This is a genomic window from Novosphingobium sp., assembly GCF_036733805.1.
Lineage (GTDB): Bacteria > Pseudomonadota > Alphaproteobacteria > Sphingomonadales > Sphingomonadaceae > Novosphingobium.
Map to the genome: position 1 here is coordinate 1 of NZ_DAIMZT010000021.1, position 13608 is coordinate 13608.

The following is a 13608-nucleotide window of genomic DNA, read 5'->3' on the forward strand; positions in this document are numbered from 1 at the left end:
GCACCTGGGGTGACCCGGTTATCCCGAGTGCTGCGGCATATAACCCAAATGGTTCGTTATGTCAATGATAATGTTCCCTTAAGACCTATTCCTCAGTGCGGATCAATACCGTCTCGCCGATCAATGCAAACAGCACGAAAGGCGCCCAGGCTGCGATGAGCGGAGGATAGCCGCCGAAATTTCCCATGGCCAATGCGGCATTGTCGATGACGAAATAGGCAAAGCCCAGCGCCATGCCGATCACGGCGCGGATCAGCAATTGCCCGGAACGGGCCAGACCGAAAGCCGCGACCGCGCCCAGCAGCGGCATGAGCGCCGAGGACAGCGGGCCGGAAAGCTTGTGCCACCAAGCCGCCTCCAGCGCGCTCGTACGCCGGCCAGCGATCCGCATGGCCTCGATCGAGCGGGCCAGCGTGAGAAGATCCTGCGAATCCCCATCGACGTTCGTAAGCTTCACTTTGGCGGGAGTGATCCCCGGCGCGACAGTGATTGAGGGAATCGTGCTGACGGTCGTGCTCGCGACATCGAAGCGTAGCGGGTTTTCCAGCCGCCACCCCGGCCTGGCGTAAGTGGCGCGCGGGCTGCGCAACTGTTCCACGATCATATCATTGGCATCGCGCCGGTAAAAGGTCACGCCGGTCATGACCATGGTGTCTCCGTGGCCGGTCAACATCTGCGCCAGCAACAAATCCCGCCCGTCGGAAAGATAGAGATTGTTGCGAACGCCCGAATCCTTCGGCACTGGCCCGTAATGAACCGCCTGCCAGACGGCGAGCGCGGCATTCGCCCGCGTGACCACCCGCTCGTTGAACGCAAAACTCAGGCCCGAGATCACCAGCGCCGTCAATATCAGCGGCGCCAGCACCTGGTGTGCAGACAGCCCCGCCGCCTTCATCGAGATGACTTCGCTGTTCTGGTTCAGCGTGGCGAGCGTGATGATCGTTGCCAGGAGCACGGAATAAGGCAGGAACCGCGCGATCAATTGAGGCGCCCGCAAGGCCACGTAATGAAGCAATTGCGCTTCGCCATTGCCCGTATAAGCCAGGATATCCCCGCTTTCGCCCAACAGATCAAGCACTTGCAACACCATCACCAGCATCAGCAGCACCGCAAGGATGCGTGTGACGAAAAGGCGCGACAAGTAAAGCGTCAGCGTGCGCGAGGGAAAAAATTCAAGCTGCATCAGGTCTGATCCACCGGAGTCGGCAGGATGGGCCCGCGACGATTGCGGCGCAGAAGGGACTTGAACCGCTTGGCCACCACGTCAACCGCCTTTTCCAGCCAACCGATCGCCTGGCCGCCGGGCACATAGGCTACGCGCCAATACATCCAGAGGATCAACAGGGAAAAAACCGCGAACGGTCCCCAAAGGCCCAGAACCGGGTTGATCCGACCAAGAGAGGCCACGTCATTCGCGTATTGATTGACCTTGTGATAAGCGACGATCATCACGATCGACACGAATAGGCCCAGTGCCGAAGTGGAGCGTTTGGGCGGGATCGCGAGGGCGACCGCCAGCAGCGGCAACAGCAACATCATCACCACTTCGACCAGACGATAACTGAAATTGGCCTGACTGGAAACGCGGCCCTGCTCCGGCATCTGGTCATTCCAGCCTAGTTTCATCAGTTCCGGCAGCAGGTATTCGCGGGCCGCGCCGCCGCGCTGGCGAAATTTCTCAACCTGCGGCAGTTCAATCGGCAAGTCATGGCGTGTGAAAGTCAGCACGCGTGATTTCTGGCCGGGTTCATCCTGAATGATCTGCCCCTGCTCCAGCCGCAATATGATCGTATCCGGCGAACCTCTAAGCGCCAGGAACCGCCCCTCGCGCGCGGAGATCGACAGCACCTGCCCCTTGCTGTTGGCCACCCGCGCGAAGATGCCCATCAACCGCCGGCCATTGTCACGGCTTTCATCGATCCGCAGCGCGATCCGGTCCTTCAGCGACGTAAACTCGCCCACTTTGATGGATGCGCCCAGCGCGCCGGACTTCAGTTCGTAATTGAGCTCTTCATAAGCATAACGCGCGAGAGGTTGCAGATAGCCGACGTTGGCGAAGTTGAGCCCGACCAGCACCAGCGTAATGAGGTAAGGGACGCGCAACATCCGTGTGTAGCTGAGGCCGACCGCGCGCATGACGTCCAGCTCGCTGCTGGTCGCCAGTTTGCGGAACGCCAGCAGGATGCCCACCATGAGCCCCAGTGGAATCGCCAGGCTGGCATATTCGGGCAGCATATTCGCCAGCATCTTGAAGACGACACCGACCGGCCCGCCTTCCGTCGCCACGAAATCGAACAGCCGCAGCATCTTGTCGAGAATCAGCAGTGACGCCGCGAGCAGGAAGATCGCGAGCATCGGCATCAGCACGAGGCGGAAGATGTAGCGGTCGATGGCGCTGAGGAAATTCACGAAGGCGTCGTCACAAAACCATCCCTCCCCGGCCCTTACCGGACAGGCGCCTGACGGCAAAGCGAATTGTGGTTACCGGCCGGACGGGAACAGCCGCGGGAAGATGGACGGTTCCGACCGTCAGCCGAACGCGGGGACGCGGCGGCATTCCGACCCGCGAAATCAGGCTTTCTCAAGCGTGCATTGGAGCGGGTGCTGGTTCTGCCGAGCAAAATCCATCACCTGGTTCACCTTGGTCTCCGCGACTTCGTAAGGAAAGATGCCGCAGACGCCCACGCCCTTTTGATGGACGTGCAGCATAACGCGCGTGGCCTGTTCCAGATCCATGTGGAAGAAGCGCTTGAGGACCATCACCACGAACTCCATCGGGGTGTAATCGTCATTCAGCATCAGCACTTTGAACTGGCTGGGTTTCTTGGGTTTGGCGCGGGTCTTGGTGGCGATGCCTACCTGTTCATCGCCGCCGGCATTGCGATCCGAATCGGAATCCTCCCCGGCGCGCACGGACCAAGGCTCAGGGTGTACGGAATCGGCGATGGAGGAAATCATGAACTAAGAATATCGTACCGGGGCACCTGTCTTCAAGATGCCCCGGTCGAGAATATCGGACTTGCAGCCCTTCTGGCGAGGTGAACCGGCCCCGGTTGCGGAGCCGGAGCAACGCCGAAGCCGTTTTACACGGCGGTCGTCGAACGCGCTTTTTCTATCGCGATGCTGACACGGCCGGAGATCGGCGCCAGCACATCGCTGACGAGCTTGAGCACCGCTTCGCTGTTCTTCGAACCGTAAGCGACGGCGCTGTCGAAGTTCTTGCGCACCATGTCGCTCTGAATCTTGAAGAAGTCGGTCGGCGACTTGGCGGCGGCGAGTTCCTTGATATCGCCCGTGGCGACTTCGAACGCGCTGCGGCCTTCGGCCACCAGTTCCGAACCCAGGCTCTGCACGCCTTCAGCCAGGATCTTGCCGGATTCGATCACGGCTTCGACATTGCCCTTGGTGAAATCGCCGACTTCGCCGAGCATCTTGGTGCTCTTTTCGAAGACTTCCTTCGCCTTGGTCTGGGCTTCGCTGATGGCATCCTGAAAACCGGAAAAGTTAGTGCTCATGTCCATTGTAATATCCTCGAGCAAGATGTTGGTAAAAAGTCCTACAAACGCGGGTGAAGGGACGGTCTGTGCCGCCTTGGGAGTGGCTGCCGCAGTGACGGTCGCCGATGAGACCGGCTTGACCCTGGGAGCCTCGACAGCCGGTTCGGGCGCCGCGGCCTTCACCGGAACAACTTTCTCGACCGGCGCGGCCGTCGAAATGGGCGGCGGCGGAGCGGCGGGCGCCGGTTCCGCTGCAATTATCGGCGCGGCCGGAACCGGCGGCGTTACCGGTTTCGCCGGGGGGGCGATCTCAGCCACTTGAGGCTTTTCGACCTTCGGCTCCGCCTTGGGCGCATCGGCGGCTTTCGCCGCGACGGGCGTTGCCGGCATCGGGACCGGCTTGGTATCCCCCTTCGCCTTGGCCACTGAAGGCGCGGCGGATTTCGTTACGCGGGGTTCTGCCTTGCGATCCTTGGTCGCCGGTTTGGGACCATCGGCCTTGGCTTTGCCCGCCCCGGCAGTCGGCTTGGCAGACACCGCATCGACAGCGGCCTGATACGCCTTGTCAGTGGTCGCGACATCCTTGCGGTCTTGGTCTTCGTTCGCAGCCATAATGTCCTATCCAGCGATTGAGAAACCATCAAACGTGTTCGGCTTAGGGCCGGATTTACGCGACATCAGTCGCGACTCACCGTGTGTTGCGATGCAAAATAAATTTTTGCGGAAGCGAGGTCAACACTTTTGTTGCACTGCACAATTTATGCTGCAACGCACAACGGCGAGCAATGCGGCCACATTACCCGTCGTTTTCCCGCAGTCAGGCGAAACTGCCCGAATTCCGTGAACTTCATTGGCCGGCAGAAGTTCCAACCCGGCGGTTAAAGTATTGTGAACTTCAGCTGAACCGAAATCGATGGCTGTCAACGCATGGAAACATAGCGTCCGGGCGCATCCTCAATCACCTTGTCGCCACGGCCACCGGGGCGGCGCTTGCCGCGAGCCGGGACTTCGGCGTGATCGATCCCCCCGATCCAGGCCCGCCAGTGCGGCCACCAGCTTCCCGGATGCTCCGTGGCTCCCGCGACGAAATCGCCGAGCGTTTCGGCGGAACCGTCATTCGTCCAATACTGGTACTTACCCGAGGAAGGCGGATTGACCACGCCGGCGATGTGCCCCGATCCTGCCAGCAGGAAAGTCCACGACCCGGATAGATAACGCGTCAGCTTCCAGACGCTTTGCGGCGGCGCGATGTGATCCTCGCGCCCGGCCTGCACATAGACGGGTGTGGCGATCCGGTGGAGATCGATCGGCACACCGCAGGCATGGAGCGAATCTGCGACCACCAGTCGATTGTCGCGATAGAGATCGCGCAAATAATCCAGGTGCCACCTGGCGGGCAGGTTAGTGACGTCTCCGTTCCAGTGAAGCAAGTCGAAGGCTGGATAGTCTTCGCCCTTGAGATAGTTCTTCTCCACATAGCTCCAGATCAAGTCGTTGCCGCGCAGGATGTTGAAAGTCGCGGCCAGATAGCGCCCGTCAAGATAGCCTTCGGGCGAGAGCTTGCCGACTGTTTCGATCTGCTGGTCGTCCACGAAATTCTTGAGGTCGCCCGCTTCCTCGAAATCGACCTGCGCTGTGAAGAATGTGGCGCTGGCCACTTTGTCCGCCTGTTCCTTGCGCGCCAAGACCGCCAGCGTCGCGGCCAGCGTCGTGCCCGCAACGCAATAGCCGATGGCATGGACTGAAGGCACACCCAGCCGCGCCCGCACGAAATCGATCGCCTCGATCTGCCCGGCGATGTAATCGTCCCACACGAGATCGGCCATCGAAGCATCGGCGGATTTCCATGAGACCATGAACACTGTCAGGCCCTGCTCCACCGCCCAGCGCACGAAGCTTTTCCGGGCATTGAGGTCCAGGATGTAGAAGCGGTTGATCCACGGCGGAAAGATCACGAGCGGGGTTTTGAGCACCTTGTCCGTGGTCGGCGTATACTGGATGAGTTGATAAAGCGGCGTCTCCAGCACAACCTTGCCCGGTGTCACCGCGATGTTCTCCCCCAGCACGAAAGCGCCGGGGCGGGTATGCGTAAGCTGGCCCTTGCGCCAATCGTCCAGCAAGTTCTCGAATCCGCGCACCAGGCTTTCGCCCTTGGTCTCTGCCGCCTTTTCGAGCGCCACCGGATTGGTCAGCGGAAAGTTCGCCGGGCTCAGCGCATCCATTACCGCGCGCGCCGCGAAGACGAGCTGCGCCTTCCTGTCCGGTTCCAGCCCCTCGACAGCGCGCACCATCTCCATCGCGTGCTCACCCAACAGCAGATAGAGCTGGTGCAGCAATGCAAAGAATGGGCGGCGGCGCCACTCGGGATCAGCGAAGCGCGGATCCCGCCGCGGCAATTGCGGCTCCTCCGTCGGCCCCGCCTGCCCCTGCGGGCCCAGGCCGTACTGGCCAAGCACGGCATTGGCGAGCGTGATACCCTCATCCCAAACCTTCTGCTGAACTTGCGGATGAGCCAATGGCAATTGCCGAAACACCGCCTCGGCCGTGGCGATCCACTTCACCGGATCGGCATAGTGGGGCGGCTTTTCCTTGACCTTGCCGATCTGCTCGACCTGATAATCCGTCCAGATCGAATGCAGCCGCGCCGCGATGCCCGCCCAATGGACCGCCTCCTGCGCCTCCGGCGTGGCTTCGGGGGGGGCGAGGTTGCCAAACAGCGTGGAGAAGGTTCGGGCCTGGCTTTGCAGAGCGTCATTCAACAGATCGCTGGCGTCGGTCGCCATGGGCAAATCGCTCTCCTTGATGAACACTGCCGGTTTGGCGTCCGGCACGCGCCCTGTCGAGTCCTGTTCCGGCGTCTAGCTCGCCAATGTTACGTTATTTGCAACGAACGGGCATTTGCGCATCGGGCGTAATCCCCTACAGGAACGGTGCGGCGCTTTTGCCGCCACATTTACGGATTCAAAGAGGTCATGGAAGACGAGTTCTACCGCATCAAGCGACTGCCGCCCTATGTCATCGCCGAAGTCAACGCGATGCGGCATGCAGCACGCCAGGCGGGTAGGGACATCATCGACCTTGGCATGGGCAACCCGGACCTGCCCCCGCCCCAGCATGTGATCGACAAGTTGTGCGAAGTGGCGCGCAAGCCGGACGCGCACGGCTATTCGGCCTCCTCGGGCATTCCCGGCATCCGCCGGGCCCAGGCGAACTACTATGCCCGCCGCTTCGGCGTCGAGCTTGATCCCGAGACCGAGGTGGTGATGACCATGGGCTCGAAGGAGGGGCTCGCCAGCCTGGCCACGGCGATCACCGCGCCTGGCGATGTCGTGCTGGCACCTAATCCCAGCTACCCAATCCACACCTTCGGCTTCATCATCGCGGGCGCAACCATTCGTTCGGTCCCGACGACGCCTGACGAGAATTACTGGCGATCGCTGGAACGGGCGATGGCCTTCACCGTGCCGCGCCCGTCGATCCTGATCGTCAATTATCCCTCCAACCCGACGGCGGAAACGGTCGACCTTGCATTCTATGAACGGCTGGTCGCCTGGGCGAAGGAAAACAAGGTCTGGGTGCTTTCCGACCTCGCTTATTCGGAGCTGTATTACGACGGCAACCCGACCCGCTCGATCCTCGAAGTGCCGGGGGCGAAGGATGTCGCGGTGGAATTTACCTCCATGTCGAAGACGTTCTCGATGGCGGGCTGGCGCGTGGGCTTTGCGGTGGGCAACCGCAAGCTGATCGCCGCGCTCAAGCGCGTGAAGTCCTATCTCGACTATGGCGCCTTCACGCCGATCCAGGCCGCCGCCTGCGCCGCGCTCAATGGCCCGCAGGACATCGTCGAGCGCAATCGGGAGCTTTACCAGAAGCGGCGCGACGTGCTGGTGGAGGCGTTCGGGCGCGCCGGGTGGGACATCCCGAGCCCCAAGGCGTCGATGTTCGCCTGGGCCCCGCTTCCTCCCGCGCTCAAGGACATGGGCAGCCTGGAGTTCTCGAAGCAGCTCCTCACGCATGCGGAAGTAGCGGTGGCGCCTGGCGTCGGTTATGGCGAAGACGGGGAAGGCTTCGTGCGCATCGCCATGGTCGAGAATGAGCAGCGCCTGCGCCAGGCCGCGCGCAATGTGAAGCGTTACCTGGCATCCATGGGAGTGAATACGCCGGCGTCCTGAAGGAAAACGCAGTAATCCGCCCAAAGTCTTCCGCGTAAACCTGTAAAATTTTACGTGTTGTTACCGGGAGATAGCCCAGCGATCCTTGCCCCATTGCATTGCCGCTCGGCAAACAGGTGGGGAAAAGATGGATACGTCGCGTCAGCGAATACATGGCACGCCGCGGTTTCGCTGGCTGGGATCGGGACCGGTCCCTGCCTGCCTCGATCTTCGGCGCTGCGGCTGGCTTCTGGATGAGCAACGGGAACCCGGCGTCGGCTGCATCGGCGTGATCGATGCCGGGGACCTCGATAGCGTCGCGTGGATGGGCGTCCTTTCGGCCTGGACCGCCGAAGTGCGGCGCGGCATCCTGGTTGCCGGCGTCAGACGGCCGCATGAGCGCGCGCGGCTGCTGGACATCGGTTTCGGCGATGCGTTGAACGAAGGCATCGACATCGGGGAACTGAGTGCGCGCGCAGACCGGGTGAACGCCCATGCATGTCTGCTTCCGCGCCTACGCGATTTCGGGCCGCTCCAACTGGACCTGCTGGCACGCGAAGCTTACGCTTTCGATGAGCCCCTCAACCTCAACCCGCGCGAGTTCGCGCTGCTTTGGCGGCTGACGGACAGCCCCAACCAGATCGTGAGCAAGCAGGCGCTGGTTCAGGATGTCTGGCGCCTGGGCTTCATGCCTCAGACGAACAGCATCGCCGTTCACATGTCCCGCCTCCGCCGCAAGCTGGGCTTCGCCGGTCTGCGCAACATGCTCGAAACGGCATCCCAGGAAGGTTATCGTCTGCGCATCCCGCACAATCACGGGAAAGTCTTCCGCACGTCCACGGCGGAACCCCCGCGCCGCGCCGCTTCGGTCGCGGCGCCGTGTGAAGCGGCGAAGGTGATCTCAGCGCAAGCCTGACAAGGCGTCCAGATCGGCCGGCGTATTGATGTTCGGGACGGCGGTTGCGATGCGAACCCGGCGCGCGCCGATCAATTCGCCGAAGCGGAGCATGGAATGCCGCGCCTCGCCGTGAAGCAGCGCCTCCAAGGTAGGCACGGCGGCCGAGGGCCAGAGGCCGATCACCGGCTGCGCCTCCAGCAATGCGGGCGCCGGAGAGAGGCGTTCCACCAGATCATCCGGCAGGAAAGCCGCATCGACGCCACAGGAGAGAACCGCTTCATACCCCTCATCAAGCGCATGGTGCAACGCGGCCGCCAGCCCGCCCAAAGGCCCCATCCCCGGCCGTGGCCAGTCAGGCAGCGTCGGTGCGGGGGCCGTTTCACGCCCGATCACGACAACATGCTCACAGCATGCCGACAGCGCGTCCACCGCAAGCGCGATCAAGGTATGGCCGCCCAGTTCAGCCAGAGCCTTGTCACTGCCAAAGCGGCTGGAAAGTCCCCCGGCAAGGACGGCTCCGAGAATCATCGACAAGGCTCCTCATCAAGCGAAGGAAAAGCGAGCCACATCATGCGACAGCGCACGCCTGGAAGAAAGTGCCCAGCCGACCGATCGTTGCCCCGTTTTCGACGGAACCGGGGATATTTGCCCCGCCCCTCCCCGTTGCCGCCCAAATTGCTCCCGAATACGCGAATCCCGGTTGCACCCCGCCCGAACCATTGCTAGGCGCGCACTCCTCCACAAGGACGGCCCGATGGCGGAGTGGTGACGCAGCGGACTGCAAATCCGTATACGCCGGTTCGATTCCGGCTCGGGCCTCCAAAATCCTGTTTGGCAACGATCACGCCACCTTGAGGAAGCTTTCAAGCGCCGTTCCCTCTTGATCCTCCAGCGCCTTCGCGCGGGCTTCCGCAAGCCAAGATGCAGTGCGATCGCGCTCCCGGAGCCCAAAAAATCCGTCTCTGATTGAAATGAAATTGCTCAGGCCGCGTTCGAACGTCTCTCCGTAGCCCTTGATGAGCTGCTGGCAGCGGATCCACTCCACTGCGGCCGCGTTGTCGGTTTTCGCCAGGTCGGCGGCAAGAGCGATCCAACGATCGATGCGCTCCTGTTCCTCGGCATAACGGATGGTGGACCGGCGGATCGCGCGGAGCTTCGCTATCAACCGCAGGATGAGGAACCAGAACAGGCTGCTGGTGCGGACATGGCGGCCTTTCCTGAAAAAAGGCGCCAGCATTTTCGCGGCCACGCCGTCGCCCAAAAGGAGGCGGCCGATCGGCGCGGGAAGAGTTTCGCCTATTTCCCGCAGCCGCGGGTGCATAAATTCGGTCACTTCCAGAATTTGGCCATCCTGAGCCATTACTTCGGAACGGACGCGCGCGATGCGGCTGGCGCGGGTCTTGAGATCGGCCACGCGAATCGTGTCCTCATAGCTCATCCACAACGCCAGATGCCGCGCCGTTTCGCTAGTCAGCAGATAGGGAGCCCGGTCAAGCGCGGCGATCCGCTGCAGCCGATCAAGATAGAGCCCTGCATATTCCGCGTCCTGATAATCCATCAGTCGTCGCAGGCCGTGCCGTGCATTGGAGAGGGCAGCGTCGGGCAGGAAGCCCCTGGCCCTCTCGTCCAGTTCACGTCCTTTGGCGGTGGTCGGCGTGGGGACGGGAACATGTTCCTGCGCCGGAAGCGTGACTGCGCCCTGTGCCGAAGCGAAACCTTCCTCGAAGCCGGCAAGGTTGGTGGAAACGGCAATCTCGCTCTCCTTGATCGCCTGTTCGTAAGTTTCGCGCGGAAAGGGCAGCGCGCCGCTTCCCGCGAGCGCGCCGAGCATGACCGCACTGATAACACTGCCGGAACGGTCGGTCGCGGCCTCCATGTCGAAGCCGATGAAGCGTTTGGAGCGTTGGCCCGCCGCCTCGATGATCCGCTCGCTGTTGCCACGGCCATCGCCCATCATCTGCTTTTCGGAAATGGCATAGATCCGGTGCGTCGATCCGATAAGCGTGGTGCGATCGGCGGTGGAGATCCCCAACGACGTGCGCCCTACGTTCATCCGTGCGGCCTTTTCGAATCCGTGGGTGCTTGAAAATCTGGGCACCGCCGCAGACTCCTCCCCCATCATCAAGGTGGATCGGAGTTGATTGTCGCTGAAAACCGAACGGCGCTCTCAGGCCGGCTTGACGCCAGCGGCCGATCAAGAGGAACGGCGCTTTATCAGCACCCGTTAAAGATCAGGCATTTCACGAGCCCCTTACGGAAGATGTCGGCGGCGCATCGTCCGCCAGCATGATGTCCAGAAAGCGCCGGGCCAACGAACTTGCGGGGTCGGAAAGCTCAAGCGCGACATCGAAATGGTTGCGACCGGCAATCTCGGTCATCGAAACCGAAACGCCTCGGTCTCGAAGATAATCTGCGTAGTTGATCGATTGCCGCTTGAAGACGTCAGGTTCAAGTTCGCCCCAGAAAATATGGACCGGGCACTCCGGCGGAGGAATCAGCAATGGACTGAGCCGCTCGGCTGCACGATCATCCAGCCGCAGCCATTCGTTGATGAAAGTATGGCTGATCGGGCGCAGATCGAAGAGGCCGCTGATCGGCATCAGCCCCCGAAAACGGCCGCCAGATGGCCAATCCGTCGCGCAGACCATGGCCGCCAGATGGCCGCCCGCCGAGCTGCCGCTGACCCAGATCGCGTCTGCTGCGACGCCGTATCGCGGCCCCCCGCGCATCAGCCAGTCTCCGGCGGCGCGCACTTGCCGCACGATCTCGTCAAGGGTGACAGCGGGCGCCAGTTGGTAATCGAGCGTGGCGACCGCAATGCCGCGTTCCACGAAAGGGCGGGCCATGAACGCGGATTCGCGCCGTGAAAACATTCGCCAGTAGCCGCCATGGATAAACAGCAGCAGCGGCGCGCCCTCGCGCGCCGGAAACAGATCGAGCGAACAGCCCGACCGGGCATCGAAGACCAGATCCTCGTACACCAGGCAATGTCGCCGTGCTTCCTCGGAGAGCTGGGCGTAGCGTTCCAGCCCGCTTTGCAACTCTTCGGGCCTGAGGCTTTCGGAAATACGGTATTGCGCTTCCGTGGCCGGATCAGGCGGAAGTTGCGTCATAAAGGGCTCCAGCTTCGTCAGGCGGTCCATGGATGCCTGTCGCATGCGAACGTGGTTCTTATCTGGCCGCAAAAAGCGCAGCGAGTCCACCGGTGCTGGGATCAGCATCATAAGGTTGCCTATTCGGCCCATTTACTTTAAGCTTAAAGCAAATGGGAGATTGCTATGCGCGTCGCATGTCTGGGCGGGGGTCCCGCCGGTATCTATTTCGCGATTTCCATGAAGCTGCGCGATCCCGCGCATGACGTGCATGTGTTCGAACGCAATCGCGGCGGTGACACTTTCGGTTGGGGCGTGGTCTTTTCGGATCAGACGTTGACCAACCTGGCCGCCAATGATCCGGTAAGCGCTGCGACCATCGCGGACAGCTTTGCCCATTGGGACGATATCGAAGTGAACGTGTCGGGCGAAGCGATCGTTTCTTCGGGTCACGGGTTCATCGGCATCGGCCGCAAGCGATTGCTCCAGATTCTTCAGCAGCGCGCGCGATCTTGGCGTGGAGATGCATTTCGAGACCGAGTTCGACGCTGATCTGTCGCGCTTTGCCGATTTCGACCTGATCGTGGCGGCCGATGGCGTGAACAGCCAGATCCGCAGCGCTCATGAGGAGAAATTCGCCGTCGACGTCCAGACCCGGCGCAACAAGTTCTGCTGGCTGGGTACGACCAGGTTGTTCGATGCCTTTGCTTTCCTATTCGAAAAGACCGAGGCCGGATGGATTTGGGCGCACGCCTATCGCTTCGACGAGACTCATTCGACATTCATCGTCGAATGCGCGCCGGAAACCTGGGAGGGGCTCGGCCTTGACAGGATGGAACAGGCGGAATCGATTGCGGCCTGCGAGCGGATCTTCGCCCGCTATCTTGATGGGCATCGCCTGATTTCCAATGCGGCTCATCTGCGCGGCTCCGCCGCCTGGATCAATTTCCGGCGCGTATTGTGCGAGCGCTGGTCGTTCGACAATGTGGTCCTCCTGGGCGATGCCGCCCATACCGCACATTTCTCCATCGGTTCGGGAACGAAGCTGGCGCTGGAAGACGCGATCAAGTTGGCGCAAGTGCTTGACCGGCCGGGTCTGGACGACCGCACGAGGCTGGCCGACGCCCTTGCGGATTATCAGGTCGAACGTCAGGCCGAAGTGCTCAAGATCCAGAACAGCGCGCGCAATTCGACCGAATGGTTCGAAACGCTGGACCGTTATCTGGACTTTGATCTGCCCCAGTTCGCTTATTCACTGATGACTCGCAGCCAGCGGGTGAGTCACGAAAATCTGCGCCTTCGCGACAGCGCCAGGCTGGAAGGCGTCGAACGATGGTTCTGGCAGGGAAATGCCAACCGCGATCGGCCCGTCCAGCCGATGTTCACCCCTTTCGCGCTTCGCAATGTGACTTTCGCGAACCGCATCGTCGTTCCGCCGATGCTGACATACTCGGCCGGCGAGGACGGCTGCGCCACGGATTTCCACGCAGTCCATTACGGCAGCCGAGCGCTGGGCGGCGCAGGGCTGGTCATGACCGAGATGCTGGCGGTATCCGCAGAGGGCCGGTCGACACCCGCATGCCCTGGTCTTTACGACGACGCGCATGTCCAGCGCTGGCGCGCGATCAATGAATTTGCGCATCGGCATAGCGCATTGCCAGCCGCCTCGCCGATGATGGACGCCGCTTTGGCAGCCGTACCGGGCGCGTCCAGAAACACCGGAGACGTCTGAACGGCAGCGGCCTTGAAGCGGGGAAGGACCAGCATATCGAAAATTTCCTTTCAGCAGCCGCCCGCGTGCCAACGGCGATTGCAAAAGAAGAGCGCCCTCCCTTGTGCACCACAGTCCATGCATCGCGCAAGATATTTTAAGCTTAAACATATTGCCGGGCGGTCGGACGTCCGTGGCTTGTCTTGCGTCCGTTGGCTGAAGCTGCACCCTATTCCACTGCGCCGCGCCGAGCGATAAG

The 13608-nt window shown here is 61.7% G+C and carries 12 protein-coding genes and 1 tRNA gene; 5 read left to right on the forward strand and 8 right to left on the reverse strand.

Annotation, left to right across the window (positions count from 1 at the left end):
* Positions 1 to 85 precede the first annotated feature (85 nt).
* The 5 genes from lptG to V7D69_RS07055 form a co-directional block, all read right to left on the reverse strand.
* Entirely contained in the window at positions 86 to 1183 is a 1098-nt protein-coding gene (gene lptG, locus V7D69_RS07035; protein ID WP_333605422.1) for an LPS export ABC transporter permease LptG, read from the reverse strand.
* Entirely contained in the window at positions 1183 to 2409 is a 1227-nt protein-coding gene (lptF, locus tag V7D69_RS07040) for an LPS export ABC transporter permease LptF (RefSeq protein WP_333605423.1), read from the reverse strand. Before lptF ends, lptG begins: the two co-directional genes overlap by 1 nt.
* Positions 2410 to 2571: 162 nt before the next feature.
* Positions 2572 to 2958, reverse strand: a complete 387-nt coding sequence (gene clpS / locus V7D69_RS07045) for an ATP-dependent Clp protease adapter ClpS (protein ID WP_324064680.1) — start codon at positions 2956 to 2958, stop codon at positions 2572 to 2574.
* 125 nt (positions 2959 to 3083) lie between these two features.
* On the reverse strand, positions 3084 to 4109 hold the full coding sequence (locus tag V7D69_RS07050; RefSeq protein WP_324064681.1) for a phasin family protein: 1026 nt from the start codon (positions 4107 to 4109) through the stop codon (positions 3084 to 3086).
* A gap of 308 nt (positions 4110 to 4417) precedes the next feature.
* A complete protein-coding gene (locus tag V7D69_RS07055; protein WP_333605424.1) occupies positions 4418 to 6280 on the reverse strand; it encodes a PHA/PHB synthase family protein in 1863 nt (620 codons plus the stop codon).
* A 189-nt stretch (positions 6281 to 6469) separates the two neighbouring features.
* Between V7D69_RS07055 and V7D69_RS07060 the strand changes: the two genes are divergently transcribed.
* On the forward strand, positions 6470 to 7669 hold the full coding sequence (locus tag V7D69_RS07060; RefSeq protein ID WP_333605425.1) for an LL-diaminopimelate aminotransferase: 1200 nt from the start codon (positions 6470 to 6472) through the stop codon (positions 7667 to 7669).
* A 127-nt stretch (positions 7670 to 7796) separates the two neighbouring features.
* Positions 7797 to 8564: a winged helix-turn-helix domain-containing protein gene (locus V7D69_RS07065; RefSeq protein ID WP_333605426.1), complete on the forward strand. Its 768-nt coding sequence runs from the start codon at positions 7797 to 7799 to the stop codon at positions 8562 to 8564.
* On the opposite strand, the gene V7D69_RS07070 is transcribed toward V7D69_RS07065, so the two are convergent.
* Complete coding sequence (locus V7D69_RS07070) at positions 8550 to 9074, reverse strand: molybdenum cofactor guanylyltransferase (protein ID WP_324064686.1); 525 nt, start codon at positions 9072 to 9074, stop codon at positions 8550 to 8552. The two genes, V7D69_RS07065 and V7D69_RS07070, sit on opposite strands and share 15 nt — an antisense overlap.
* A gap of 220 nt (positions 9075 to 9294) precedes the next feature.
* Between V7D69_RS07070 and V7D69_RS07075 the strand changes: the two genes are divergently transcribed.
* Positions 9295 to 9368: transfer RNA gene (locus tag V7D69_RS07075), tRNA-Cys, on the forward strand.
* A 19-nt stretch (positions 9369 to 9387) separates the two neighbouring features.
* Here V7D69_RS07075 and V7D69_RS07080 read toward each other — a convergent pair.
* Both V7D69_RS07080 and V7D69_RS07085 read right to left on the reverse strand, forming a co-directional pair.
* Complete coding sequence (locus V7D69_RS07080; RefSeq protein ID WP_333605427.1) at positions 9388 to 10599, reverse strand: indolepyruvate oxidoreductase subunit beta family protein; 1212 nt, start codon at positions 10597 to 10599, stop codon at positions 9388 to 9390.
* A gap of 187 nt (positions 10600 to 10786) precedes the next feature.
* Positions 10787 to 11659 (reverse strand): alpha/beta hydrolase, encoded by an 873-nt coding sequence (locus V7D69_RS07085; RefSeq protein ID WP_324064664.1) that lies wholly within the window; start codon positions 11657 to 11659, stop codon positions 10787 to 10789.
* Between the two features lie 165 nt (positions 11660 to 11824).
* On the opposite strand from V7D69_RS07085, the gene V7D69_RS07090 reads away from it, so the two are divergent.
* Together V7D69_RS07090 and V7D69_RS07095 are read left to right on the forward strand one after the other, a co-directional pair.
* Positions 11825 to 12190, forward strand: coding sequence for a hypothetical protein (locus tag V7D69_RS07090; protein ID WP_333605428.1), 366 nt, complete (start codon positions 11825 to 11827; stop codon positions 12188 to 12190).
* Positions 12162 to 13370 (forward strand): oxidoreductase, encoded by a 1209-nt coding sequence (locus V7D69_RS07095; RefSeq protein ID WP_333605429.1) that lies wholly within the window; start codon positions 12162 to 12164, stop codon positions 13368 to 13370. Before V7D69_RS07090 ends, V7D69_RS07095 begins: the two co-directional genes overlap by 29 nt.
* The last annotated feature ends 238 nt before the right edge of the window (positions 13371 to 13608 follow it).